Below are 26,466 nucleotides of genomic sequence, written 5' to 3'. Positions count from 1 at the left end.
ATTCACATGATATAGTAGTTTCAATAATAGAATATATAAGGAGGCATACAATGATTTCTAAAAAAAGATTCCTAAGTTGTTGTAGCGCTTTTTTATTGATTCCTTTCCTATTCTTCCATACCACACTCATTGAAGCATCCACCCACTCTCCAAAACATGAATTACGCGCTGCATGGATCGCATCTGTACTTAACATTGATTGGCCCTCTCAAACTGGCTTGTCTATTGAAAAACAAAAACAAGAGTTTATGAAACTACTAGATGATGTGAAAAGTGCCGGAATGAATGCAGTTGTTGTGCAAATCAAACCAACCGCAGACGCTTTTTATCCTTCAAAATATGGACCTTGGTCTGAATATCTTACTGGGACACAAGGGAAAGACCCTGGCTATGACCCACTTGCATTTATGATTGAAGAATCCCACAAACGTAACCTTGAATTTCACGCTTGGATTAATCCTTATCGCATAACAATGAATCATACGGACTTAAATCGCTTAGCGGAAAATCACCCTGCAAGACAACATCCTGATTGGGTTGTATCTTATGGCGGCAAACTATACTATAATCCTGGTATTCCTGACGTACAAAACTTTATTACAGAAGGCGCGTTAGAAATTGTTCAAAATTACGATATTGATAGCCTCCATATGGATGATTATTTTTATCCGTACAAAGTAGCTGGTGAGGAATTTCCTGATCAAAACACATATGAAACTTATAATAACGGAAAATTTTCGAATATTGAAGACTGGCGCCGCCATAATGTAAATGAACTTGTTAAAAGTTTAAATATGGCGATTAAATCTGAAAAAGCATATGTCAAATTCGGAATTAGTCCATTTGGTGTATGGAGAAATATTGCTGATGATCCAACAGGTTCTCATACAACTGCTGGTCAAAGAAACTATGATGATTTATACGCGGATACAAGAGAATGGATTCAAAAAGGATATATTGATTATATTACGCCGCAAATTTATTGGAATATCGGTTTTGCTCCTGCTGCTTATGACATACTTCTTGATTGGTGGGTAAAAGAAATTAAAAATAAACCGATTCACTTATATATTGGACAAGCTGCCTATAAAATAAATAATAATTCCGTTCCAGCTTGGTCTGACCCAGAAGAATATCCAAAACAAATTGCACTAAACCGTCAATATGCAGACATAAAAGGCAGTATGCACTTCAGTTTAAAGGATATTAATAACAATCCATTAGGGATTAAAGATCGATTACAACATGATATATATAAACATCCAGCATTAATTCCACCTATGCCTTGGCTTGATAATGATCCACCAAAACAACCTACTTTAAAAGGAGCAATCGCTAGAGATGAAGGAATTGCTTTAGGAATTATTGATGACAGAAACAATGACTCTGCCTACTATGCGATTTACCGCGTAAACGGGAAAGATGACGTTGATATTCAAAACCCGAAAAACTTAATTACAACTATACGAAAAACAAAGCTTGGAGAAATTTATGTTGATAAAACAGCTATACAAGGAGAAACATATACGTATGCTGTGACTGCATTAGATCGCTTGCACAATGAAAGTGTTCCTTCTAGTAAAACGACTGTGAAAGCGAAATAATCAAAATAAAATCCCCCGCTCCAGTTGCGGGGGATTTTATTTTGCACCTTTTCTTTTACTTATTTTTAAATTTCTCCGTCGCCGCTCTCATCTTCACATTTAAATCATAGTCGATGGAATCGCGAATATCACGCTCTACTGCTTCCATTTCTTTTTGGAAGTTTTGCAAATACATTTTCAGCTCTTCTTCTTTTTCTGGACGTTGTGATGGTGGCAGTTGTGCCACTAGCGACAGCATATCAATTAAGTCTTTCATTAAGAAAGTTTCCAGTTTATGTTGTTGCTCAAACATGCGTTGCTCTTGATAGTAAGGAAGTGCCTGTAAAACTGAAATTGTTATTTCATCAACCGTTCTTTGTAATGAAGGGTTAATAGATCGTTTATAGGATTGAATTGTCTTTAGCGCATCTGGATAACGATCATAAAAATACAATTGATAAAACGACAAATCTGTTGGTTTCATGGATTGCTGCGCTTCTTGTCTTAGAAACTCTTTTACCTTCATTACAGCTACATCCATGTCCTCGTTCGTAATCTTTTTCGTTGTTTTTGCCATACTATGCACTTTTTTCTGTCTATCTTTTGGTAACATCGAGAAAACTTGTTCTTTTGTACGTTGATTTGCTACACAGAAAAGAGTATTAAAAGCTTTCTGTTCTTTTTTCCCTTCCGTACGAATCCAGCGATAAAAGAGTGGATGCTGCGTAAATTCTTGCAAAAATGGTGTCGATTTATTTGAAAGCTTCTCAATAGATTCATGCGCTCGCTTATACGGCTTTGCCCATGATAAATATAGTTTCCGTCCAAAATACACAAAAAGAACAACGATTGTAAATCCAATGAGTAGTAACGTTCCAATGAATAGTAAAACCATTTTTATGAAACCCATCTTTTCACCTCCTCTAATACATCTTTATTTTTTAGGACGCTGCATGAGCTTCTGTTTCATTTCCTCATTAAATGTATCCAGCTCTATCACAAATTTTTTGCTTGATTCAATAATGCGCTCTGAAGATTTCTCAGATGCTTCAATTGCCGCAAATACATTTTGGAATGATTCGCGCAGTTTCTCCATGCTGATTGCTGGATTTTCAAGCAACTGCGTCGTTTCTTCTGTATTTTGTTTTAAAGCTTGTGAGTTACTTAATACCATCGATTCTATCGCTTCATTTGTCGCGTTCACTGCATCAATCGTCTTACGCTGATTTGTTAAAGCGAGTTGAATCGCTGCTGAAACCGTTACTACGTTTTGCGTCATTGTAATGGCGTTCCGAATTGCTTCTGTTAATTTTTCATTATTTTTCTTAATGATATCTACAGAGGCAATCGATTGTAACAACACGCTTTTCGCTTGCTGCATATTTCTTGTGCGTACAAGAATTTTCTCTAATGCATCATTGATTAATGGAATATCTTTTTGACGCTCTGGATTTTGTTTTTCCGCTTCCAGCATGCTCGCCAATTTTTTTCCTAAATACACTTGTTTATCAAGCGCATGAATCTTATTATAAGACTGCTCTTTTAACATTTCTAAGCCAACTGTATCTTCTTGTAGATTATCTCGGCCAATTAATAATGACCGAATAATTTCCTCAATTTGCTTATCTATGGATTGATATTTATGAACGTATGTTTCAAGCGGATTTTTCTTAAATACTTTAAACATCAATTTCTTCATGCCCGATGCTTTTAATGAATTCGGATCAAGTTCTGAAACTACTTTACGTAATTCTAAAAGTGTGTTTGGAATTTCCTCGTTTTTTCCATTCATCATCGCAGTTACAGGGCGTTTTAACGCGGATAATGTTTGTCCTGCTGCTTGCTGTTCTTTATCACCTAGATCTCCAAGTTGCGATAAAACTTTTGAAAGATCCGTATTTTGTTCACTATTTAATTTCTGTACATAAAGATCAGCTTCTTTATTCAGTTCAACAAGTTCTTCTTCTTTAATAACTGTATCCACAACTTCCACATGATTTTTTTCTATCGATACAGGTTCTTTTTTCTCTAATTCTGTCAACAAAATCGCTCCTTTTATTTATATATGCAAAATGATTTGCACTATATTTCATATATAACAATAATTTCCCGTTTATTTTTACAAGCTCCTGCTTATGCAGTCATTTCTATTTCTTACTGTAAGTATACCTTTTTTCTACTTTATTTTCCTCAGACTTAAGACCTAGAAAGCTACGTGCTAAAGGCGTATTCTTCTTTATGTTTCACTGCTCATCGTCTTTATTTTATCCCGCTATTTTAAGGTAGCCCGATTGGCGGAGTTCATAATCAGCGGAAGATGAAGAATCCTCCACGGATGAAAGTTTCACTGTATTTGTGCTTTCGGTAACTGAAATAACTCAGCATCTATATATATCCATCTTTGACGCTATTCCTTTTCAATATCCCGTAATTGAATCACTTTATATCTTTAACGAAACATGGTCTCATATCACACTGAATCATTTGACACAGAAGCTTTTTTCATGCCATAATCCAATTGAGAATCATTCGAATTTTTAGTTTCTAACTCTTCTTATTCAATGCTATACCTTCCTTTTTTTCTTGCCACAAACGCTCCTTTTTGAAAAGCTAGCAACGCCGTTTCAAATGCATCATCCTCTTCTATCATGTGCATAAATGTAGTTAGTTCATTTTCATGTGAAGTGGCATTATCAATAATGAGAAACCCTTTTGGCTGTAATATGCGCTTTATATGTTCCCACCACCACATATATTGAGTACGCTCTGAATCTAGAAATATAAAATCAAATGAATCGTCAACTTGCGCATCTAAAAATGCTCCTGCCTCTTGATTATGAATATCGATTCGATGCATGAGAATGGCCTTTTCAAAGTTTACAAGCGCCTCCGCAACCCGTTCTGAAGAAAGTTCAACTGTCGTAACTTTTCCGTCTGTTTCTTCACATGCACTTGCTAACCATAATGTTGAATATCCATTTGAAGTACCAATTTCTAAAACTTTTTTTGCTTGACATCCTTTGATAAAAAGTGATAAAAATTGTCCCATTTCACGAGAAATATTTCTTAATTTTTCCTCCCGCTTATCTTTTTTACTGTCATGTTCTTCTCCATATCGCTCAAGTTCAAACAATAACGATTCTAAAGAGCCCACATTATTCATCGCCTTTCCAACAAATTTAATAATAAAAAATTGATGAGAAAGTTGATTCTGTTTGTCTATCTTTCATTATATGCGAAATGCTTTCCTTTTTCCTGTTATAAGACAAAAAAATGAATTTTTTTGTGGCAAATTGTTTCATTTTTTGATACAGTTAATTTCTACGTGCATTTATACCATTCATAATATTTTCCATTTAAAATCCAATCCACTTTAATCGGTATTTCAAGTGTAAAAAGCGCCGTTTTGGACGCATTTTCTTCTAGTAACAATTCATAATAAGAAAGGATGCTTTAAATATGAACGTGATCAATTTAGATGTGGCTAGAAAACGAAAGCAACATAAAAAGCAAATGATAACCATACCGATTATTAAACGAATTTATGAAGAGGACGGAGAGATTAAATTCGAAGTATTAGGCGAAAAAGACGTTCCTCTTGAGCTTTTGGAAAAATAAATCAAATATCTAATAGAACTCCCCCTCTATGTGATTCTGAGGTGAGGAGTTCTTATTTTTATTCTTATTAATAAAAACAACAGTGGAACTAAATGATAACCAACAAATCATTTACATACAGACAAAAAATGCACAAATAAAGAGAAATCATGGTATCTTCTCTTTATTACAGAGCTATCACGAAAATATTCAAAAGCTTTCTTATACCATTATGCATGATATAATTATGAATAATGATAGATTAACGGAAGACCCCCTTACCTTTCAAAGCTTTGTTTCATATGAGTTATTTGAAAATACGATAACTGCCTATACAACAAGTCTACCCCCTGTTTACTTACCGGAAGGAGCTACAATTATTGATTTCGCATGTAACGCCTTTCCTGAACTAGCGTATTATATGGATGAAGCGCAGCAAAATGGTATAAAAGTACCGTTTACAAAAACGATTTCTCATTTAGATATCATTGAACTTCACTTTACATCTACAAAAAATGCTTCAGTACACGGGCTCAATTATGCTCATACAGCGAAAGCACAATTGTTCCTTCAAAACAAACGATTATAACAACAAAAATCCAATGACTCTTCAAAAAGAAGAACATTGGATTTTTATTTTCACACATCTTTCTATATATTGCTCTCTCTTTCTTATGTCACTTTTAATAGACTTCAAACATATAATATTTATATATTAAATTGGAGGTGATGAAATCATGAACTATCGTAAAAGTTCCTCTAACAATAAAACGAATCATCCTTCATCCTCTCAACCTTCCAATTCTTCTGAACGGAAAAGGAAATTACAACAGCAAGGATATAAAAAGAAAAAAGGCTGTAATTGCAATAAAAAATAGCTAAACAACTCGTGTACCAAAAGGAGCTTTCTTAAAGATTGCTCCTTTTGATCGTGATGAAATCCTTCCTTACCTTTCACTTGTCAATAAAAAAACGATTTCTCATTTGAAGAGAAATCGTTTTTTATCAACATTTTGATTTAAATGAGAAATTGACTTGTGTACATACCATAATAAAACCCTTCTTTTTCCATTAGTAATGTATGGTCACCTCTTTCAATAATTTTTCCATCTTGAATAACAAGAATTTTATCAGCTTCTTCAATTGTCTTTAAGCGATGAGCAATGACAAAGCTTGTTTTCCCCTTCATTAAACGATTTAATCCAGCTTGAATTTGCAATTCCGTTCTTGTATCAATATTTGATGTCGCTTCATCTAAAATTAAAATATCTGCATCAGCCAAAATCGCTCTCGCAATTGCAAGTAATTGTTTTTGCCCTTGACTTAAGTTAGCTCCTTCTGATGCTATTTTTGTTTCATATTGATTTGGTAAATGCTTAATAAAAGAATGCGCCGAAGCAGCTTTAGCTGCAGCAATGACTTCTTCATCACTTGCATCCAATCGTCCATAGCGAATATTATCCATAATTGTTCCAGCAAATAAATACGTATCTTGTAAAACTACACCGATTTTGCTTCGCAATGAAGAAATATCATACTCTTTTATATTCGTTCCATCAATTTTAATTTGCCCTTTATGAATATCATAAAACCGTGTTAACAAATTAATAATTGTTGTTTTTCCAGATCCAGTCGGCCCTACAAGTGCAATCGTTTCACCTGGGCTTGCTTGCAAGCTCACATCTTTTAAAATCTCTTTTTCTTTCTCATATCCAAATGAAACATGGTCAAATGTCACATTACCTTCTAATTTCTGAACAACAATTGGATTTTTTTTATTTTGAATTTCTGGCACTTCATCCATAATTTCAAACACACGCTCTCCTCCAGCAACTGCTGCTTGAATCATATTCATAAGTGTAGCAAATTGACTTAGCGGCCTTGAAAATTGCCGAGAATAGTTAATAAATGAAGCAATAATTCCTACTGTTGTCATTCCAGTTAAAACCATAATTGATCCTGTTCCAATAACAAGACCCATTCCTAAATTGTTAATAAAGTTCATACTTGGAAAAATGAACGCCGAAAATGTATCTGCCTTTGTTGCTGAGACTCTCAGTTTTTCATTAATCGCATTAAATTTATGAACGGTTTCTTTTTCTTTTCCGTATAATGTGATTACATCTGCTCCTGTAATCGCTTCTTCAATAAAGCCATTCAATTCTCCTAAATCTTGTTGACGCTTCGCAAAATTTTTCCCACTATAGGCAACTAATCTTTTTGTCACAACAAACATAATCGGAACCGTAATGAGAGTTACAATTGCTAAAATCCAATCTAGTGAAAACATAGCAATCGTTACACCAACAAATGTTAAAGCAGATGAGATAATTTGGACGACACTCTGTGTTAAAGCTTGATTTAAATTGTCAATATCATTTGTTACACGACTCATTAAATCCCCTTGAGAATGCGTATCAAAAAATCGAAGAGACAATGTCTGGATCTTTTCAAAAAGATCTTGGCGTATTTTTTGGATTGTTTTTAATGCAACATTCACCATCATAAATGTTTGCAACCAAGTTAAAAATACGGTTACACCATAAATGACTGCAAGGAGTATACACATTTTAACTGTACCATGTAAGTCTCTTGGTATAATATATTCATCAATAATAACTCCTATATAATACGGTCCTAGTAAACCTAATAACGTTGTCGCAATTACAAGCATAATAACGAAAATAAGAGCTGCTTTTTGATACCCCATATAGTTCCAAATTCTCATTATTGTACCTTTTGTATTTTTTGGCTTTCCGCCTTTTACGTTGTTACGCCCATTTTTATTTGCAAACTGCCCTTGGAAATTACGCATTTTCTTTCCCTCCTTCTTCATATAAACTACCACCTTGGGAAAGATAAATTTCTTGATATACTCCACATGACTTTATTAAATTTTCATGTGTGCCGTTTCCAACTAACTTGCCATTATCCAAGACAAGTATTTGATCCGCATCGATAATCGATGAAATTTTTGATGCAATGAAAAATGTTGTTGTTCCTGTATATGTATCCTTTAATGCTTCTTGTATGATTTTTTCTGATTTTGCATCCACTGCTGAAGTAGAATCATCTAGCACAAGTATAGCAGGTTGCCGCACAAGCGCTCTTGCAATAGATAGACGCTGCTTTTGACCGCCGGATAAGTTTGTTGCCCCTTGCGTTAACTGATAGCGATATGCATCTTCTAACTTATAAATAAACTCCGTCGCACAAGCTGCTGCCGTTGCCACTTCTAATTCTTCTGCTGTTGCATTTTCTTTTCCATACTTTAAATTCTCCTCAATCGTTCCTGAAAATAACAATGCCTTTTGAGGTACAACTCCAATAGAAGCACGCAATGTTTGTAAATCATATAATTTCACATTCACACCATCAATGGAAATGTCACCTTGGTCAACATCATACAAACGCGGAAGTAATTTCATTAAAGTAGACTTACCACTTCCCGTAGATCCGATAACCCCTACCTTCTCACCTTTTTGGACTTTAAATGAAATATTTTTCAAAACGTACTCATCGTTTTTGCTGTAACTGTAACTTACATTTTTAAACTCAATATTCCCATTTATTTTCTTAGGCTCATATACATCTACTTCATTCGTAATATCCACTTTCGTATCAAGCACTTGCTGTACACGATCAGCAGACGGAAATGCACGTGAAATTTGAATGAATACCATACTAATAGACATAAGCGACATCAAAATAATATTTAAATAGTTAATAAATGCTAATATCGTTCCAACTTGGAGAGTGCCATGAAATACTTTTTCTCCACCAATCCACAATGTAGCTACAATGCCTCCATTTATAACAAGCATAATAATTGGCATCATGAGTGAAATCATTTGCACTGCATATATATTAACTCCTGTTAAATGCTTGTTCACTTTCTTAAACTGAGAAATTTCATACTTTTGTCTTACATATGCTTTTACGACACGAACACCAGATAAATTTTCTTGCAGTTTTGTGTTCACTTTATCTAAAGCTTCTTGTACTCGCTTAAACGAACCGCTAGCTCGCCCAGCAATAAAAACAATCGCAACAAATAAAATTGGTACAACGACAAGTAAAATAGAAAATAAATCTCTTGCTGTAACGAAAACAATCATAATACTTCCTATAAATAATAAAGGCCCACGTACAAGAACACGCAATGTCATCGTCATTGCTGCTTGAATAGATGTAATATCATTTGTTACAATTGTAAGCAATTTACCTGTTCCAAATGCATCACGATTTTTACTAGAAAATGTCTCGATTTTTGTGAAAACATCTTTTCTAATATCTGTTGCAAAATTTACCGCAGCTTTCGTAGAATACAGCATACAACCTAAACCACCAATTAATCCAATCGCTGCTGCACCGATCATAAGAAGTCCCATCTTCATGACATAATGAAAATCCTGCTGTGCAATACCAATATCGATAATGTGCTGCATAATAGTCGGTTGAATTAAGTCCATCGCTACTTCAAGTACCATAAATAACGGTCCAATCATCGCAAAGACCATGTATGGTTTTAAATACTGCAATAATTTTCGGAATGATTTCATACACTTTCTCCTTTTTCTATTAAATTGGTAGTTTATAATTGATATATTTCCTCCTTCTACTCTTTTATATATCGGCTTCCCCTCTACTACTATTATATTCTACAGATTAATATTTAACATTATTAAATAATAAAATAGTAATCTTTTATTCGTCAATGTATTCTTATTTTTCATCCCATAAGAAAACCGCACTCTTTTACAAGAATGCGGTTTTCCTCGTATTCAATTGGAAACTTAAGAAATTCAGTTTCAAATCCTTCATTTATATAGATTAAAACTCAGTTAAAATTGGAAACTTACATCTATTGAACTGGATATTATGATTATTTCGAACCATTAAATATTTACTGGAGTGAAATTCTTGATACGTTACGTCTTCAACACCTAGTTCATCTGGATGAAAATAAAATTCAATTTCTGTAAATCCTTCAGGAATTTCACTACATATTTCATCTAAAATCGGGAAAACCGGTGCAAACACACCAAATAGTTTTAATGTTTTCTTCTCTACTTCATACACGATCATTGCATCTAGTTTTTCTGAATAGTAGAGCTTGTCGTTCCATTTAGCCTCATACATATTGAAATAAAAAGAAGATTTGTAGTTTAACGTTGAAAACATATTGGAAAGCGTCTGACTTTCCTCTATCTTTTCTTTTATGAACTGAATATCTTCTTTATGATAAAAATCCAATTTTCGGAGTGATGAATCTATCTTTTCACTACTTTCATATGATAATGTCATCAGATATTCTTTTAAAACTTGAAATCCAAAATACTCATATAATTTCGGATTCTCCGTGAATAAGATTGCACAGTCATACTGGCTATCAATTTGTTCTAATACTTCAGAAAAAAGTTGCTTCATCAAACCTCTCTGCCTGTACTCGGGATGCGTCATAACCGACTGAATCCCCGCTGCATTCACAACATTTCCATTCACAAGTAATGGAAGCGCAAAACTAGAAACATTCGCAATTACTTTTTCTTCATGAACAAATGAAACTGGTTTATATGTATGATCCCAAAATCCTCTCGCATCGAAATCTTGCAACATTTTCTCAGAAACACCAAATGCTTCCTCAAATAATGAAAATAACTGTTCCTTTCTTGGTTCTTTTACAAAAAAACTTTCAAAAGTAGCACTATTCCCCATATTGTCCCTCCATGACATGTATTCCATCAATTTCATTATATTACATTTTTTATTAGCAGAGTACACCGCTTTCAAATCAATATATTATCACAAAATATAACAAAAAAGCTTCATTATATTATATTATTCCGCAAAATATATTTTTTCACAAATTATCCATTTACATATTAAAATTGAGTTCTACTTTTGCTACCACTTTACACACATCATTTCCCTTAAATAATAATTATACGATTATCCTGTTTATTTATGATTTCTACTCACCTCCCTATACAAATAAGCATTTCATTTTATACTCTTTCAAATTTATGCTAGAGTTATAGAAAGGAGATGAATAAATATGAGTTTATTAAATAATGGTGTCACTTTTCTTCATTTTGATGAAACGTATCAATTACAAAATAAACTTCATTCTTATTCACATGAAGATATTGATTTTCGTCATTTGGAACACTCAAATTTATATTGTGAGAAAAGTGCATTGCAGCACATTCAAACACAATTATGTAATCGAAAACAAAAAGGCATTACCTTTATCGGCTCTGGTAACTATCATTACGTATCATATTTACTTATTCAAGAAGTATTAAAACCTTTCACCCTCATTCTGTTTGATCATCATACAGATATGAATCTATCTCCTTCTCAAGAAAGGAATATGATTTCTTGCGGATCATGGGTTTCATTTGCACTGCGAAACAATGATATGCTCCAAAAAGTTATCATTGTCGGACCTTCTTCGTTTCAAATCCATTCTTCCAAACATTCAAAAATAGAAATTTTTCCAGTAGAAGGTTCACATACCGTCTCTTTACATACAATCCTTTCTCATATTAAAACCGATACAATTTATATGAGTATCGATAAAGATGTTTTAGATCCGAAAGACACTGTTACAAATTGGGATCAAGGTCATATGAAATTATCGACATTATTAAGCTATATCCGTTCCATGATTTACAAAAAAGAAGTATATGGAATTGATATTTGCGGAGAAATGCCTGTTTCACCTCCTCAAATATTTATTCCCAAATATCAAGAAGCGATTACCAAAAATGAAATGGCAAACGTACAAATTTTAAAAACGATTTTGCAAACATCCAAACAATACAGTCCTGTAAAGTAATATGCTAGCTATATTAGGACGGCACTGAAAAAGTGATTGCTTTGAAGAAACAACATGTATTTTATTAAAATGTTGAGAATAAAAAGGAGTCCGTCACCTGTATATAGTGGGTGATAGACTCCTTTTTATTATGAAGTGAACTTTTTCAGTGACCTTCTATTTTAGTACTCTTTGTTTATTATACAATTGCTTCCATAATATGATGGAAGCCACAACAAGCATAATTGTTGTAATTATACTCCCTTCAATTCCAAACGCTCCTCCATGCAAAGCCTCTGGACCATTTGTCGTTGAACGAAAAAATGGTGTAGAAAATACAGTTTTTCCACTAACCGCAAAACCATATACATTGTACTGAGCCCAATTCCATATCGAATGCCAAGCGCAAATTCCCGAAAGGCTATTATCTTTTAATACGTATAAAGCAGCAAATATACCGATTAATATAATATTTGTAATGGATAAGATTGTAACACCGGGATTCAGCAAATGTAGAAACCCGAATAAAAGAGAAGTTACCACAACGCCAATCCATATACGACTTCTAACAGAAATAACCGGGAACAACCATCCTCTTATAATTATTTCTTCTGTGGCACCTTGTATGAGAAATGCAACGAAAGAACTTAAAATTCCTAATATAGCCGTGATTGTAATATGTTGCATTTGCAACTTTACAAATCCTGTTATAACTAGGAAAACAACAGGGAGAGAAATAAGTAGAAACCCTATAAACGCTCCTTTTATGTATTTTTTTAAAAATTGATTTTTCCAAAATCCAATGGATGAGAACGGTCTTTTCTCTATAAAGCGCACCCATAAAAATACAATAAAAATTGCTCCTCCAAACATTAAAATCATCTGTATATTATCGTAAATCCCTTTCATAAATGTTGTTTCTGCTTTTGGTAAGAATAACATAAACAATACAAATACTTCACCAAGTATTATAAATATAATAGATAATATAACTGCAAAAATTGGATGGATCTTCTTCTTCCCTTCCTTTGCGGCTTCAATAACTTTGTATTCAGTATGTCTCATTTTTTCAACCCCCTAACTCATTTTACCATTATATTACAATATAGTCACGCTGATTCTTTTTCATTTCTATTGTATTCTTCTCATTTCATTTATTTTTCTCATAACTCTTTACATCTTAACAATTTATTCATGCAGAATGATCCAAATACACTTTACATTCCCCCGTGATAGCAATATAAGTAATGAAATCTGTGTATATATTTCAAATTACGATTCCTATATTTCTTCATAATAATTCCAGCACTTGCTATTTCTCACCATATGCTGTAAAATAAAATTTAAGATTCAATTGAACAACATTAATTTCACATATTATCAAACATCCATAAGGAATGCTTTTCCTTCTTCATGGGTTTTTGATAATATGTGAATGTTTATTTTCGTCTAAATAAGACTGATCATATTATAATTTTTTTATTTTCAGGAGGCATTTGCCATGACATTAACAGGTAAAGTAAAATGGTTTAACAGCGAAAAAGGTTTTGGTTTCATCGAAGTTGAAGACGGTAACGATGTATTCGTTCACTTCTCAGCTATTACTAGTGAAGGATTTAAAACTCTTGACGAAGGTCAAGAAGTTAGCTTCGAAGTTGAAGAAGGAAATCGCGGACCTCAAGCAAAAAACGTTGTAAAGCTATAATCTAAACAATAAAAAAAGGTTGTTACCACGCGCGGTTAACAACCTTTTTATATATAATTCAAATTTTTACATAAAAGGAGTGGTCATATGTATCGCAATCGCAAGAACGATGTAGCAGAAGTACCACCAGAACAAACCCCTGTTTGGGAATGTGAATCAGAGGATTGTTTAGGATGGATGAGAAAAAACTTTTCATTTGAAGAAGAGCCAAAATGCCCTTTATGTAAAAGTAAGATGAAAAGCGGAGAACGATTACTACCTAAATTAGGTTAATATTTACATGTCCCCTCTTATCTTATGATAGGAGGGGATTTTATTTTTCTATAAATAATCATAATATTTTCATTTCAATCATTATTCTGGTATCCTTTTAATTAGATACTTAAAAGGAGTTGAAATGATAATGAATAAGAAAGTCCAACTCGGTAACACCGATTTATATGTCAATCCTATTGGATTTGGAACAAACGCTGTTGGAGGTCACAATCTGTATCCAAATTTAGATGAAGAAGTTGGAAAAGATTTAGTTCGAACTGCACTACATAATGGAATTAACTTTTTGGATACAGCGTACATATATGGACCTGAACGATCTGAGGAGTTAATTGGTGAAGTACTACAAGAAACAAAAAAGCGTTCAGAAGTTATTCTTGCTACAAAGGGTGCTCATAAAATAGTAGGCAATGATATTGTCTTTGATAACTCTCCTGCATTTTTAACTCAATCTGTAGAAGATAGTTTAAAACGCCTGAAAACAGATTATATCGATTTATACTATATTCATTTCCCTGATGACAATACACCAAAAGATGAAGCTGTCGGTGCTTTACAGCGTTTAAAAGAAGAAGGAAAAATAAGAGCAATTGGTGTATCAAATTTTTCGATTGATCAATTAAAAGAAGCTAACCAAAATGGTTATGTTGATGTATATCAAGGAGAGTATAATTTATTAAAACGAGATGCAGAGATTGATTTATTACCCTATGCAAAAGAAAATAACATTTCATTTATACCATACTTCCCTCTAGCTGCCGGTTTATTGGCTGGTAAATATAATAAAGATATGAAGTTTCATGATTTACGTGCCGATATGCCTCATTTCCAAGGTGAAGCGTTTAAAGAAAACTTAGAAAAAGTAGAGAAAATCCGTCAAATTGCTCATGCAAAACAGACGGAAATAGCTCATGTAGTACTTGCTTGGTATTTAACGAGAGATTCCATTGACGCTTTAATACCAGGCGCAAAAAGAGTCGATCAAATACTTGATAATTTAAAAACATTAGAGGTCCATTTAACAGATGATGAAATTCGTCAAATTGATCTTCTATTTAAAGTAAAGTAATAATTTACATTCTTTTTATAGCCTACAAGCTTCTTTAAATAACTAAAAAACCGACGGAGAAAATGAATTTCTCTGTCGGTTTTATTACTTTTTTAATTTTTTTCGTTAACGCTTGTTTAAGGAAATTGTGAGGCATAATAACTAGTCCGAACTTAATTGTTACTTTTCGCTAATCCTCATAATAAAAATAGCATAAAGCATTTTTTATAGAAAGGAGGAACGAAGTAAACATGTATATTTTTATAGGGTGTGCTCTTCTATTCATTGTACTTCTCTTTTTATTCGCACAAAAATTTGCACCAAATTCAGCAATGATGTCTAGTTTCAAAACAAATGGTGTGAAAAAGCTAATATTTTGGCTTATAACAGCTTCCCTCTTCTCCCTTTCTTACGGTATTTATCATGCAACTACGTATCATCCTTCCTTTTTAGATATTACAGTAGATGATAAACAATACACTGTTTTTGGTAATATTGGAGAATTTGGTTATTTCTCTAATAAATTTATAAAAAAAGATACGGAAACTGAACTATACTTTATTTCTTGGAAACCTCTCCACTTAAAAAAACCACAAATGATAATCAACTATCCTTCTGGTAAAAAAGAAACGCTACAACCTAATATATCTCTCATCAAAAATAAAATAGATAAAACATATAAAATACAAGAAATATACCGAATGTCTCCTATTTCATTTCACGAATCCGGAACTATCATGCTAACCATTAAGGAAAATGGAGTAAAATGTGCAGAAGTACAAATTAAAGTCAAATAGCGGCAGAAAGAAACGATCCCTCTAGTGATAAGAGGAATCGTTTCTTTCTACTTATTTTGAGCGATTATGTATTGCTTTTATAATTTGATTTGCTGTTTGTTTCCCGTTTCCTATACAAGCTCCAATACCTACACCGTAATATGAAGCTCCAGCTACATAAACATTCGGAACAATTTTTGCTAATTTTTTATTTAAAGATTGAACTGCTTGATTATGCTCTAAATGATAATTTGGCATTAAGTCATCCCAATTTGTAACTTCAACTACTTGCGGTTCCCCCTGAATTCCAAGACTTTTTTCAATGTCCGTTAAGGCAATTTGAAGACGTTCTTCTTCACTACTATTTTTCATTTTTTCGTAATTTGCGTTTGAACTTTTATAAAACATTCTCACTAGCAAATTTTGTTTTTCTGACGTATGTTTCCATTTTCTACTTGTCCAAGTACAAGCATCGCATTGTAAATTTCCGCTTTCCGAAACAATAAACCCAGTTCCATCTGCTGGTAATTGATGATCAGGTATATCAAATCCTAAATAAATACTTACAAGCGATGAGTTCTTAAATTTATCAAATTCATCGTCCAAGTCATAAGAATGTAACATTGTTTGTGCAACATCATGCGGAACAGCTAGCACGACATAATCTGCTTTTACTGTTTCTCCATTCGCAAAAGAAACTTCATATCCATCATCGTTTTTACTTATATTTGTCGTTACCATTCCTTTTCGTATTTCCGTATCACTTAATGTCTCTTCTAAACGATGAATAATTGTAGATAGTCCGTTTTTAAACGATACAAACTTTTTATTTCCAGCCGCCTGAAATTGTTTTTTATTTACTTCAAATCCTTTTATAATGCTGCCGTACTTATTTTTATAGTCCACTAAATATGGCAATGTAGATGCCATCGTAAGTTCATGTAATTTGCCAGAATATACACCCGAAAGCACAGGAGCAATTTGCTTTTCCACTAACTCTTTTCCTAAAAACCTTTCCAAAAATAAAGCAAGCGATGTCTCTTTTGTGAAACTTTTATTCTTCGTAATAAAATCTTTTAGTGCAGTGATCTTCCCTTTTGTAGAAACTAATGTACTCTGAAATAATGATTCTACACTTGTTGGGATTCCAAATACCGTATCAGCGGGAATTGGATGTAACATATCATCTGAATAAATATAAGAAATTCCTGTTTCGTTATAAACCATCTCATCTTCTAAATTCAATTCTTTTATAAGAGGAATAACATGTTCATTTCGTGCAACCATGGAGTCTGCCCCTGTCTCCATAATAAAACCATGTTTTTTTACACTATGAATTTTCCCACCTAAATATTTATCTTTTTCCACTAGGATTAAATTTAAATCTATATTGTAATCCTTTTTCATTCTTTCTAAGTAAAACATTGTGGAGAGTCCTGTAATACCTCCACCTATAACAACAACTGTTTTCATATCAACTAAGCTCCTAACCGATACTACAAATTAATAAATTCCTTTATTATTATACCCAAAAGTTAGCTCTCTCGACTAGCAGCTTTCACACTCTGTAAGAATTTAGACAATATATTTGAATATATATCAGGTTGATCCCGATGAACGAGATGAGTTGCAAAAGGAATAACCGCAATATGAATTGCGGGATTTATTTCTTTAAATGTCATAGCTGCTGTAACTTCAGCTTTTGATTCTCCCCCCACTATACATAACGATGGCACTTGTAGACTCGAAACATCTTTCGTTTCAGAAAATGGATACCCATCGGCATCATTCCATGATTCAATTAATGCTTTCCAATCACTATTTACATGAATTTGATTCATATAATTCACAATCTCTTCATTTTCGAATAACATTTTATGTCTAATAGCTTCTTCCTTTTGATCTTCATCCCAATGTTCTGTTTTCGCAGGAAAAATCCCAGAAAAAGTTAATGACTTTACTTTCTCCGGATACTTTTTTGCAAATAAAAGTGCAACTAACCCACCAAGTGAAACTCCTGCGATATGACAACGGTTCACTTGTAAAAATTCTAAAGTATCTCTTATATCATCTGGACATTGAGAAAAGTAATTTTTTATAGAGCCGCCTGTTTTCCCATGGCCCCTTAAATCCGGTCGAATTATTTTATAACTCTCTTTACAAAACAGCTCAGTCTGTTTTTCAAACTCTGTTAATCCTGTCATACCGCCAGAATGTAGAAATACAATTGGTTCACCAGCCCCTGAAATATTCGTATGTAATATCATCTCTACCTCCCCCTTTAAAATAAAATAAACGAAATATTCTGCTAAATAAAATTGTATCAAAAATATTCGATAATTTTTATCTCATCTTCTTCGTACATGTCTTTATCTCAAAAACATAATCCAATTTATGAGTTTATCAATTTCTTGACTCACTTCTAATACTTTTTCATGTTGAAAACCATAGTTCGCAACAAGCATGAAGAGTTCTTCTTTTTTTAGTTCAATCATTTCCTCTATTCTTCTCAGCTCCATATCGTAATACTCGCTCCAATTTTAAAAGTTATGTACTTTAGTATAGACTACTTACATAATAAGTAAAACCCTCATGTTTCTGTAAATCTTACATATGTAAGAAAAAACAAGTAAATATCTCTTATTTCAGCGAAAGGTAAAACATCATAAAAAGATTGACTCTACATAAAATGAATTGTATATTTGTATTAGGTAAAAAAAATTTACCTAACGCAAAATAATTACACACGCGCATAATTTATTTAGGTAGTTCAAGATTTCTATCATGTTATTCCTATGTAGCCCGAAATAATACGGGCTACTCCCCATCATTCTAAATTGTAAAGGCTCCATTTCCTTTCAAGTGGAGCCCGTCTTTTTTATATAACATGAACCTTACTTCACGAAATCAATACATTAGAATAGCATCATTATAATGTATCAATAATACCTTTTATGCTGTTAAATCATATCACTGCCTATGAATTGATTTAATTCAGTGGAGGTTTTCTTCATCCCCACTGATTATGAGCCTTCACCAGACTATTCGAACAGAAAACATCATAATTATTTCGATATATTAATTATACTTAATGATGTATAAAACATGATAATATACTCAAAATTATTATATATTTTTTACATAATAATTTTGAATATATTAGAAGGTAAATCGAAACTCTTTTACATTTATATTATAAAAATAAATATCTCCTACTATACACATTACCTCTTCTAACAAATTACTACTATAGAATAACAATCATATTTTAGTTCATTTCCGATTCCATCATCCGATATCCTTCCTGTTCCGCATGCAATATCTAATATCCATACCTTTTGAATTTTTAATCTCTCAGCACCTGAAAGTAAAAATGGTAAATCTGATAAACTTCATTTTCTTTTGCACAATCCAACCCTCATCACTTTTTGAGTGAAAACAATATACAAATTATACCAAATAAATATTTCTCTATACTCTTTAAAATGAGTTGGACTAATCTCTTTTCGATTATCGTAAGTTAAAATGAAGTGAAAAAATGAGGAGTGATACTATGGAACGATTATGGATTCCAATAATCGTAACATTTTTTTCATTTGGTGGTTTATTACTAGGTGGTGCTGTTGGTGTTGTGACACGTCAGTTTATAGAAGAAAAGATGCATCATTTATATGCACTATGTGGCGGCATTTTACTTGGGTTATTATCAATTGAAATTATTCCAGAAACTTTTTCAAATTACAAAGCGGTGAGTCCTATACTTGGAATTGTCATTGGCATTTTACTTATGAGCCTATTCGATCATCATTATCACCATTCCATTGTACATACAAAAAACCAACAAGCATGGCAAACTTTTTTATTTTTATCTTTTGCCATTTTTATTCATAATGTACCGAGCGGATTTGCCCTTGGGGCTGCCTTTATCAATCATAATGAGTCTGCTATTCCTTTTTTACTTGCAGTTGTAATCCATCATATTCCAGAAGGATTAGCCTTAATTATCCCGTTTTTATTTACAAAACATACGTATATTTCGTTTCTAATTGTTATTTTCTTACTTTCTATTATTCTCGGTACAGGAACGATTTTCGGTATTATAATGGAAGGAAAAGCAACACATTTACAAGGACTAGTTATGGGAAGTGCAATTGGTTCATTAGGATATGTTACTATACACGAAATGCTAGGTAAAGCTGTAAAAAATCTTTCTCCTATCTCCTTTCTTTTCTGGTCTACCAGCGGCGTTTTGTTTATCACATTTTTCACATTCTTTGCAGGACATCATTAATTTCATTATGATTTATATGTAACTTTTTTCATTGCAGGAAGCATTGATCACATTTCAATATTTTCAAAAATAAATCAAAATTAAACTTGATTCAAATTTATCACGAAAAAGGCTTATTTCCTTTATTCATCAAGGATAAAAGTAAAAAGATAGATAAAAACAAAATGTTTTCATCTATCTTTTTACTTATTCATTTCTATTTTTAATTTCTATCTGTAGGTTCTCTATAAACTCATGTAGCGATACAACTTCTGAGTTTTCTTCACCATATTTACGTACATTTACAGATGCATTCTCCATTTCCTTATCTCCGATGATAAGAACATATGGTATTTTCTGTATTTGAGCTTCCCGGATTTTATATCCTAGTTTTTCATTACGAATATCCCGTTCTACTCGTATACCAATTTGTTTGAATTTGTCTTCAATCTCTTTTGTATATGAATCGTGGACTAGATTTGAAACTGGGATCACTTTTACTTGAGTGGGAGCTAGCCATGCCGGGAAGGCTCCTCCAAAATGTTCAATTAATATTGCTAGGAAGCGATCAAACGATCCTAATACAGCACGGTGAATCACGACTGGCCGTCTCTTTTCATTTTTTTCATCAATATAGTGTAAATCGAATTTTTCAGGCATTTGAAAATCTAATTGAACTGTTCCACATTGATGACTTCTTTTTAAAGCATCCTTAATATGAAAATCAATTTTTGGTCCATAAAATGCGCCATCTCCTTCATTAATTCTATAGTTATATTGTAAAGATTTCAGTACATTTTCAAGAGCAGCTTCTGCTTGATTCCACAGTTCATCATCCCCCATTGAATTTTCAGGTCTTGTTGATAGCTCAATTTCATATTCAAATCCAAATGTTCTATAGACATAATCGATTTGTTTTAATACTGATTGTATTTCACTCTCTATCTGTTCAGCTGTCACATAAATATGTGCATCATCCTGACAAAATGTACGTACTCTTAATAAACCATTTAATGCACCACTAAACTCATGACGATGAACTTGGCCGAACTCACACATTCGAATTGGTAAATCACGGTATGACCGAAGTTTATGCTTAAATATAAGCATATGTCCTGGACAATTCATTGGTTTTAATGCAAAGCTTTTATGGTCTACCTCTGAAAAATACATATTATCTTTATAATGATCCCAATGTCCTGATTTTTCCCATAGCTCTTGATTCATCATAAGAGGAGTACGCACTTCTCGATAATCATATGCTTGTTGAATTTCTCTTAAAAATCCTTCTAATTCATTTCGAATGATTTGTCCTTTCGGTAAATAAAATGGCATTCCTGGTGCTTCGTCAGAGAACATAAATAATTCTAGTTCGTTTCCAAGTTTACGATGATTTCTCTTAGCTGCTTCTTCTACAAAGTGCAAATGTTTTTTCAATTCTTTTTGAGAGGAAAACGCAACGCCGTATACACGCTGCAATACTTGATTATTGCTATCTCCGCGCCAATATGCTCCAGAAACATGAGTTAATTGAAATGCTTTTAAATATCCAGTAGATGGTAAGTGTGGACCGCGGCATAAATCTACAAATTCTCCTTGTTTATACATTGTTATAACTTCTCCTTCAGGTATTGCTTCTAAAAGTTCTAACTTTAAATGGTCATCTGCTTCTTTAAAAAGCTTCTCTGCCGCTTCTCTACTTATTTCAACCCTTTCAATATTGAAATTTTCATGTATGATATTCTTCATTTCTTTTTCAATTATCGGAAAATCCTCAACAGTTATACTACTTGAAAGATCCATATCATAATAAAAACCATTTTCAATCACAGGTCCTACACCAAGCTTGACATTGCCATAAATTCTTTTTACAGCTTGTGCTAATATATGTGCAGCAGTATGTCTTGCTATGTTTGCCCCTTCCTCTGAATCGATAGAAATAATTTCAACTTTTGCATCATCTTCAAGTTTACGGCGTAAATCAAATAGTTGATCATTAACCTTCCCGGCTACTGCTTTCTTTTTCAAACTAGAACGAATTGATGCCGCTATTTCTTCTAAAGTACTTCCTTTTCTATATTCTTTTTTGCTTCCATCTGGAAAAATAATATTGATCATCTGTTCACTCATTTTCATCGCTCCATTTCTTTATAAAAAAAGCACACTCATCCCTATACATATAGGGACGAGCGTGCTTTTACCCGTGGTTCCACCCAGATTCCCATTATATAAATACAATGGCTTCTTTGGCGGTAACGTCGCTGATACGGCACTAGATACTTTTCTTTTCCCCAGTGCAGCTCGAAGGTGGTAAGTTATTTCACTGCGTTAGGAAGTTCTCAGCTGTTCTTCCCTCTCTGTACAACCGTTTCAAATAACTCGTGTCCTTTTCTTTGCTTGTCGTGATATAAAATTTTAAAAATAAAAAAGCATATTCATCCCTGAAATTAGGGACGAATATGCTTAATATCCGTGGTTCCACCCAGATTCCCATTATATAAAAATATACAATGGCTTCTTTGGCGGTAACGTCGCTGACACGGCACTAGATACTTTTCTTTTCCCCAGTGCAACTCGAAGGTGGTAAGTTATTTCACTGCGTTAGGAAGTTCTCAGCTATTCTTCCCTCTCTGTACAACCGTTTCAAATAACTCGTGTCCTTTTCTTTGCTTTTAGATTAATATCCATTAATTGCTATTAAATATATCTTATTCAAATTATTTTTGCAAGCATTTTAAAATAAAAAAATTAAAAATTTTCATTTCCGACTCTGCACTTTTATTACGAACGAACAAGCCATTCTTTTATATATTCAACCTTTTTCCCTTGTACATGCTCTACGTCTGATGCTACATTTGCTTGTTCATATAACGTTGGAAAAATTTCATTCCTATAATATCGATGGGGTTTTTCATCTTTCCAAAAAGAAAGTACAATATAGCGATTTGCATTTTTCAATGATTTTCCTACAACACCGCCTAGCATTCCTGCTGTTTCTCTCATCCCTTCATTCCAAATAGTTCGTTGTACATGTAAAAACTGTTCTTCCTTCCCACTTTTCACATCACAAATTGAAGTTCTAATAAACGTACTTTTTGCAATTGCATTCGTGAGCAATGACTCCTTTATATGAAATAATGTTTCATATAGTTCAATATCACAAGCTACGTACGTTTCCTGTTGATTGCTATTGTTAAAAATGGAATCGTGTATTTCATCCATAAATGTTTGATATGTACTCGTATTCTCCCAAAGAGTAAATATACAAGCTTCTTCTTGATCCCATCCTCCACATTGACCAAGAAATCCATTCACATTTTGCAAATTCCCCCATCTTTCTTGCGCTTTTGAAAACAAACTCATTTTCTCTTTTTCTACTTGACAAAATATTGTTTTTAATAACATTTCATTCTCTCCTAACAAATCTAATAGTAAAACTAAAGTTATTTTACATAATATAATTATAGTTAATTAAAATGTTCTACAGCAAGATAAATGTATTATAAATCAAAATTTTCAGATTAAAACAAAAAATATGAACTTGATGATTCGACTTCTGCCTTAGTACGAAATCTTTCTACATCGACAAAATATGACAAAAAGAAAATGTATATCTTGTTATGATAGATGGGGTATTTTTATGCTTCATCTTACTGGAGGAATATGCATCATGAAAAAGTTATTCTATCGAAAATGGTGGATAGTGTTTTTTAGTGCGATCATCATTGCAGGCACAATATCTTTTATTACATTCAGCTACAATTCAGAGAAAAAACTACAACAGGATACAAAAGAACACCCTGACAAATCTACTTATCAAAAAGAATTAAAACCGCAAATTGATTTGTTCAATACAAAATATGATCAAATTGTAGCCAAAGAATGGCTCCCTGCTTGGGACATTATAAATGGGAACAAAGATAATGTAAATAAAGCCGAATTAATAGAAAAAATGAATGAGATTAGCAATGATTTTAGCGAACTCTCAAGTCAAATGGAGAATTTTAAGGCAGAGAAAAAACTGCAAGATACAGATTTGAAGAAAAAAATGAATCATTTTCGAATCGCATTTATCGCCGCTTCAAATTATATGAAAAATGCGGCATCTTCAGTTTCTGAACATTTAAGTGATGGTACACCTTTAAATGAAATTTCCCAAAATACACTTCATCCTTTAGGTCTTGCTGATCAAAATATGGTAATGGCATTATCTACTTTAAGTGAGATCAACGACATATTAGGAATCAAAAAAAAATAATTTGTTCCACTTTGAAAGGTTACTTTCTTCTGTTCCACTTAAATCTAAATTAAAAAAACTAAAGGCTGTCCCAAAAGTTATCCTTTTAGGACAGCCTCCTCATAAAATGAACTTGATCGGATATATGTATGTAAATCTTAATTTTCAATTTGTTCATATGACATTTATCCGATAACAGATAGTTTTTGTTTCTGAAATTCTGTTTTTTCATCTGCTTTCGCAATTCCAATTTTTTCTACCGTTTTCTTTTTTATAGATTTATATTTTACATATGTGTTGAATTCTTTTTCAAAAGGAAATGGCGTAACTCGAATCGTTTTTTTATCTATCCATTCTGCTTGTAGTAGCTTATTTGCTTCTCTATTAAATATTTCAGTTCCCTCAAATCCATCTTTAAATAAAGCTACTTCCTCTTGTTTTGAAACACCGGGATGATTCATACAAGCATATAAAGATAATTCATCACAAAACTTCAATAACCTATAATGCTTATCAAACATCATATATTGCTCTTTTGTTAACGTTTTCAAAAGTTGTTTTTGACGGTCTAATTCTTTTTCATAGAAATTCATCATCTCTTTATCTTCCTGATTTAGAGGAAATGAAATAAAATGTTTACTACAAAGTACAGCTCCATATGTATTACTTTTTGCAATCTCATTAAGTCCTAACGTGTAAAAAACAAATCGTAAAGAGCTTGGACAGTCCATAAAAGTATATGGTGCATTTGTAGCATCATTCCAAATTGGCGTCTTATCCAATCCGATCCATCCCCTATCATGTTCATAAATCGCATCAATACATTCTTTTAAATATAAGGTATCTTCAAAGAAACTCTTTTTTATATGTTTCGCAAATTCTCCTGCTAGAAAACCATGATCATGTTGGCGAATCAGTACAAATTCTTCTTTTTGATTACGAATAATCATAGATTTACTCCCCCTCTTCCTTCCACTTTATATATTTTCCACGTTTAAAATAAATTCTTAGTCCTTAGCAGGGATTTCACCTCTTACAACGAAATTAAGTAACAGTATGGTATGATGCTACTATTTCATTCTAGAAGTGAATCATTTTTTATTCTTACTATTCATTATACTAGTAATCACTCGCAAAATAATTTTTTATGAGGTGAAAAAATGAACAAAACAGAATTAATCAAAAATGTGGCACAATCAGCTGATATCTCCCAAAAGGATGCCTCAGTAGCTGTTCAATCTGTGTTTGACACAATCACGAATGCTTTACAAAACGGAGACAAAGTACAACTGATTGGATTCGGAACATTTGAAGTACGGGAAAGAGCAGCTCGAACTGGACGCAATCCTCAAACTGGTGAAGAAATCCAAATTGCAGCTGGAAAAGTTCCTGCCTTCAAAGCAGGAAAAGAATTAAAAGAAGCTGTAAAATAAGAAGAAACTTTATCTATTTCATCCCAAAAAAGAAAAGAACAGAATTTTTATCTATATACAGAAATAAAAAGAAGATGACCATCTATTTGGAATGGTCATCTTCTTTTTATTTCTAATCGGTCTATTAATAACGTATTAAAATCCCCTTTTATTAGCGGTTAAATGTTGTTGGATGTATTCCAGCTTTTTTCCTAAAGGATAAAGCTCATTTTTTACTTCTAACCAACTTGAAACAACAAATCCCCCCAAAGTATAACCTTCGAGGGGTGAGCCTGTTTTGTTATTCTATTATATACGTACAGCTGTACCACTTACAGCAACCATTAACATTCCATCACGAACAACTTCGTAATCTACGTCTACACCAACGATCGCGTTCGCGCCTTTTTGTCTTGCAAGTTCTTTCATTTCATCCATCGCAATATCACGTGCGTCTTTTAGCTTACTTTCATAAGCCCCAGCACGACCACCGACAATATCACGAACGGAAGCGAATAAATCGCGGACAATGTTTGCTCCCATAATAGCTTCACCATTTACAATATCAACATACTCAATAATCTCTTTACCTTGAATTCCAGACGTTGTTGTTACAATCATGACTGACACTCTCCTAATATATTGTAGTTTTTCATTAGCTTTTTTCTGTCTTTATTATTGCATGGAAAAAGTAACTAATCTATTGAATTACCTTACAGGAATGTGACAGTTTTGTAAGAAT

25 protein-coding genes, 1 pseudogene and 2 other annotated features are annotated in these 26,466 nt (G+C 32.9%); of the genes and pseudogenes, 11 read left to right on the top strand and 15 right to left on the bottom strand.

The genetic code is table 11. From position 1 onward, the window contains the following. Window positions 1-50 precede the first annotated feature (50 nt). Entirely contained in the window at window positions 51-1,604 is a 1,554-nt protein-coding gene (locus MR058_RS05210; RefSeq protein WP_242142971.1) for a glycoside hydrolase family 10-like protein, read from the top strand. Between the two features lie 55 nt (window positions 1,605-1,659). Here MR058_RS05210 and MR058_RS05205 read toward each other — a convergent pair whose 3' ends face one another. The 3 genes from MR058_RS05205 to MR058_RS05195 all read right to left on the bottom strand — a co-directional run bounded on the left by MR058_RS05205 (window position 1,660) and on the right by MR058_RS05195 (window position 4,746). Beyond that, window positions 1,660-2,493: a DUF3974 domain-containing protein gene (locus MR058_RS05205; protein WP_242142970.1), complete on the bottom strand. Its 834-nt coding sequence runs from the start codon at window positions 2,491-2,493 to the stop codon at window positions 1,660-1,662. Window positions 2,494-2,517: 24 nt separating this feature from the next. Beyond that, the gene (locus MR058_RS05200) at window positions 2,518-3,624 is read right to left on the bottom strand and encodes a toxic anion resistance protein (protein ID WP_242142969.1); all 1,107 of its coding nucleotides are present in this window, start codon (window positions 3,622-3,624) and stop codon (window positions 2,518-2,520) included. Between the two features lie 513 nt (window positions 3,625-4,137). Continuing rightward, window positions 4,138-4,746 carry an O-methyltransferase gene (locus MR058_RS05195; RefSeq protein ID WP_242142968.1) on the bottom strand — a complete coding sequence of 203 codons (609 nt, stop codon included), beginning with the start codon at window positions 4,744-4,746 and terminating at the stop codon, window positions 4,138-4,140. A 296-nt stretch (window positions 4,747-5,042) separates the two neighbouring features. On the opposite strand from MR058_RS05195, the gene MR058_RS05190 reads away from it, so the two are divergent. Together MR058_RS05190 and MR058_RS05185 are read left to right on the top strand one after the other, a co-directional pair. Beyond that, the gene (locus tag MR058_RS05190; protein ID WP_242142967.1) at window positions 5,043-5,201 is read left to right on the top strand and encodes a hypothetical protein; all 159 of its coding nucleotides are present in this window, start codon (window positions 5,043-5,045) and stop codon (window positions 5,199-5,201) included. An 82-nt stretch (window positions 5,202-5,283) separates the two neighbouring features. Continuing rightward, complete coding sequence (locus MR058_RS05185) at window positions 5,284-5,769, top strand: GTP pyrophosphokinase (protein ID WP_242142966.1); 486 nt, start codon at window positions 5,284-5,286, stop codon at window positions 5,767-5,769. A gap of 429 nt (window positions 5,770-6,198) precedes the next feature. Here the strand turns inward: MR058_RS05185 and MR058_RS05180 are convergent, their stop codons facing one another. The 3 genes from MR058_RS05180 to MR058_RS05170 all read right to left on the bottom strand — a co-directional run bounded on the left by MR058_RS05180 (window position 6,199) and on the right by MR058_RS05170 (window position 10,898). Continuing rightward, window positions 6,199-7,995, bottom strand: a complete 1,797-nt coding sequence (locus MR058_RS05180; protein WP_242142965.1) for an ABC transporter ATP-binding protein — start codon at window positions 7,993-7,995, stop codon at window positions 6,199-6,201. Next, a complete protein-coding gene (locus MR058_RS05175) occupies window positions 7,988-9,742 on the bottom strand; it encodes an ABC transporter ATP-binding protein (RefSeq protein ID WP_242142964.1) in 1,755 nt (584 codons plus the stop codon). The genes MR058_RS05180 and MR058_RS05175 overlap by 8 nt, the downstream gene beginning before the upstream one ends. A gap of 271 nt (window positions 9,743-10,013) precedes the next feature. Further along, on the bottom strand, window positions 10,014-10,898 hold the full coding sequence (locus MR058_RS05170; RefSeq protein ID WP_242142963.1) for a GNAT family N-acetyltransferase: 885 nt from the start codon (window positions 10,896-10,898) through the stop codon (window positions 10,014-10,016). Between the two features lie 340 nt (window positions 10,899-11,238). Here MR058_RS05170 and MR058_RS05165 point away from each other — a divergent pair, with 340 nt between their 5' ends. Continuing rightward, window positions 11,239-12,024 (top strand): arginase family protein, encoded by a 786-nt coding sequence (locus MR058_RS05165; protein WP_242142962.1) that lies wholly within the window; start codon window positions 11,239-11,241, stop codon window positions 12,022-12,024. Between the two features lie 156 nt (window positions 12,025-12,180). On the opposite strand, the gene MR058_RS05160 is transcribed toward MR058_RS05165, so the two are convergent. Continuing rightward, window positions 12,181-13,068 (bottom strand): CPBP family intramembrane glutamic endopeptidase, encoded by an 888-nt coding sequence (locus MR058_RS05160; RefSeq protein ID WP_242142961.1) that lies wholly within the window; start codon window positions 13,066-13,068, stop codon window positions 12,181-12,183. A gap of 436 nt (window positions 13,069-13,504) precedes the next feature. Here MR058_RS05160 and MR058_RS05155 point away from each other — a divergent pair, with 436 nt between their 5' ends. From MR058_RS05155 to MR058_RS05140, 4 genes are all read left to right on the top strand, one after another. Continuing rightward, window positions 13,505-13,708, top strand: a complete 204-nt coding sequence (locus tag MR058_RS05155; RefSeq protein ID WP_242142960.1) for a cold-shock protein — start codon at window positions 13,505-13,507, stop codon at window positions 13,706-13,708. An 87-nt stretch (window positions 13,709-13,795) separates the two neighbouring features. After that, window positions 13,796-13,981: a cold-shock protein gene (locus MR058_RS05150; protein WP_242142959.1), complete on the top strand. Its 186-nt coding sequence runs from the start codon at window positions 13,796-13,798 to the stop codon at window positions 13,979-13,981. Between the two features lie 130 nt (window positions 13,982-14,111). Next, complete coding sequence (locus tag MR058_RS05145; protein WP_242142958.1) at window positions 14,112-15,050, top strand: aldo/keto reductase; 939 nt, start codon at window positions 14,112-14,114, stop codon at window positions 15,048-15,050. Between the two features lie 230 nt (window positions 15,051-15,280). Continuing rightward, on the top strand, window positions 15,281-15,826 hold the full coding sequence (locus tag MR058_RS05140) for a hypothetical protein (protein WP_242142957.1): 546 nt from the start codon (window positions 15,281-15,283) through the stop codon (window positions 15,824-15,826). Between the two features lie 51 nt (window positions 15,827-15,877). On the opposite strand, the gene MR058_RS05135 is transcribed toward MR058_RS05140, so the two are convergent. The 4 genes and pseudogenes from MR058_RS05135 to MR058_RS05120 form a co-directional block, all read right to left on the bottom strand. Next, window positions 15,878-17,278 (bottom strand): protoporphyrinogen oxidase, encoded by a 1,401-nt coding sequence (locus MR058_RS05135; protein ID WP_242142956.1) that lies wholly within the window; start codon window positions 17,276-17,278, stop codon window positions 15,878-15,880. 62 nt (window positions 17,279-17,340) lie between these two features. Further along, the gene (locus MR058_RS05130) at window positions 17,341-18,072 is read right to left on the bottom strand and encodes an alpha/beta fold hydrolase (protein WP_242142955.1); all 732 of its coding nucleotides are present in this window, start codon (window positions 18,070-18,072) and stop codon (window positions 17,341-17,343) included. A 102-nt stretch (window positions 18,073-18,174) separates the two neighbouring features. Continuing rightward, window positions 18,175-18,324: an aspartyl-phosphate phosphatase Spo0E family protein gene (locus tag MR058_RS05125; protein WP_242142954.1), complete on the bottom strand. Its 150-nt coding sequence runs from the start codon at window positions 18,322-18,324 to the stop codon at window positions 18,175-18,177. Window positions 18,325-19,080: 756 nt separating this feature from the next. Next, window positions 19,081-19,197, bottom strand: a pseudogene (locus tag MR058_RS05120) (SAM-dependent methyltransferase); the annotation flags it as partial. Window positions 19,198-19,358: 161 nt separating this feature from the next. Between MR058_RS05120 and MR058_RS05115 the strand changes: the two are divergent. Next, a complete protein-coding gene (locus MR058_RS05115; RefSeq protein WP_242142953.1) occupies window positions 19,359-20,096 on the top strand; it encodes a ZIP family metal transporter in 738 nt (245 codons plus the stop codon). 186 nt (window positions 20,097-20,282) lie between these two features. On the opposite strand, the gene thrS is transcribed toward MR058_RS05115, so the two are convergent. After that, window positions 20,283-22,205 (bottom strand): threonine--tRNA ligase, encoded by a 1,923-nt coding sequence (thrS, locus tag MR058_RS05110; RefSeq protein WP_242142952.1) that lies wholly within the window; start codon window positions 22,203-22,205, stop codon window positions 20,283-20,285. 48 nt (window positions 22,206-22,253) lie between these two features. After that, window positions 22,254-22,478, bottom strand: a binding site (T-box leader). A 43-nt stretch (window positions 22,479-22,521) separates the two neighbouring features. Next, window positions 22,522-22,751 (bottom strand) — a binding site (T-box leader). Between the two features lie 105 nt (window positions 22,752-22,856). Then, on the bottom strand, window positions 22,857-23,480 hold the full coding sequence (locus MR058_RS05105) for a DUF4937 domain-containing protein (protein WP_242142951.1): 624 nt from the start codon (window positions 23,478-23,480) through the stop codon (window positions 22,857-22,859). 265 nt (window positions 23,481-23,745) lie between these two features. Here MR058_RS05105 and MR058_RS05100 point away from each other — a divergent pair, with 265 nt between their 5' ends. Continuing rightward, window positions 23,746-24,333 (top strand): hypothetical protein, encoded by a 588-nt coding sequence (locus MR058_RS05100; RefSeq protein WP_242142950.1) that lies wholly within the window; start codon window positions 23,746-23,748, stop codon window positions 24,331-24,333. A gap of 164 nt (window positions 24,334-24,497) precedes the next feature. Here the strand turns inward: MR058_RS05100 and MR058_RS05095 are convergent, their stop codons facing one another. After that, window positions 24,498-25,262: a DUF3891 family protein gene (locus MR058_RS05095; protein ID WP_242142949.1), complete on the bottom strand. Its 765-nt coding sequence runs from the start codon at window positions 25,260-25,262 to the stop codon at window positions 24,498-24,500. A gap of 210 nt (window positions 25,263-25,472) precedes the next feature. Here MR058_RS05095 and MR058_RS05090 point away from each other — a divergent pair, with 210 nt between their 5' ends. Then, window positions 25,473-25,745, top strand: coding sequence for an HU family DNA-binding protein (locus MR058_RS05090; protein ID WP_012094252.1), 273 nt, complete (start codon window positions 25,473-25,475; stop codon window positions 25,743-25,745). Window positions 25,746-26,033: 288 nt separating this feature from the next. Here MR058_RS05090 and MR058_RS05085 read toward each other — a convergent pair whose 3' ends face one another. Continuing rightward, window positions 26,034-26,345, bottom strand: coding sequence for a heavy metal-binding domain-containing protein (locus tag MR058_RS05085; RefSeq protein WP_242142948.1), 312 nt, complete (start codon window positions 26,343-26,345; stop codon window positions 26,034-26,036). Window positions 26,346-26,466: the final 121 nt, after the last annotated feature.

Origin of the sequence: Bacillus cereus group sp. BfR-BA-01430 (assembly GCF_022663115.1) — a bacterium.
Classification (GTDB): domain Bacteria; phylum Bacillota; class Bacilli; order Bacillales; family Bacillaceae_G; genus Bacillus_A; species Bacillus_A cereus_BD.
The sequence above is the reverse complement of the archived record's forward strand: the minus strand, read 5'-3'. Positions and strand labels throughout refer to the sequence as shown.